General features: G+C 33.6%; 1 protein-coding gene. It reads left to right on the top strand.

Translation table 11 applies throughout. The annotated features are described in order from the left end of the window. The first annotated feature begins 118 nt into the window (after positions 1 to 118). Entirely contained in the window at positions 119 to 481 is a 363-nt protein-coding gene (locus GQR46_RS20465; RefSeq protein WP_165729361.1) for a hypothetical protein, read from the top strand. Positions 482 to 544 lie beyond the last annotated feature (63 nt).

The raw sequence follows: 544 nt of genomic DNA, 5'->3' as shown, positions 1-544 counted from the left end.
TTAATCAAAACAATCCTTTTGTATGCTTTTTAGGTTTTTTTTGTAAATTAATTGTACAGGTGGGCGTTGTTGTTCTATCTTTTTTGTACCTATTTAGGTTCAATTATTAAGGATAAAAATGAAAACTATATTAATTACTACAGGTATTATTTTGGCATCTATTTTTTCTGCACAAGCGAGTGCAGACCAAATGGAATGTTACGTAGATACTCAAGCATATGACCAATTTACTCCTAATCATTGTTTTGCTGTGATTTATGGTAAAAGAACAGCTACAGCAGTATTCAGAGTGGTAGGTAATGGCTCTGACATTGATAGTGTTGTTTGGTCAAATGCTGCGTCGTCTTGTGGCGTATCGGGTACATCATGCTCATTCTCGATAAAATCATTTAAAAGTAATAAAGCAGAAGCAACGGTATTATATACAGATGGTACTTGGAGCAAAGTTTCTGCAACGGCTTCGTTTGAAGATGGTCGTTAATAAAAATAATAACGTTTATTGAATGAATAAGCGCAACGTTTAACACGTTGCGCTTTTTTATTT

The organism is Pseudoalteromonas sp. Z1A6 (assembly GCF_011378745.1).
In the GTDB taxonomy this organism is placed as follows: Bacteria; Pseudomonadota; Gammaproteobacteria; order Enterobacterales; family Alteromonadaceae; genus Pseudoalteromonas; species Pseudoalteromonas arctica.
Note: the sequence above shows the minus strand (reverse complement) of the source record. Positions and strands in the feature narration are given on the sequence as shown.

What these genes read in the sequence shown, in the direction of transcription:
- GQR46_RS20465 (WP_165729361.1), top strand. Translation starts at nt 119, where the DNA reads ATGAAAACTATATTAATTACTACAGGTATTATTTTGGCATCTATTTTT.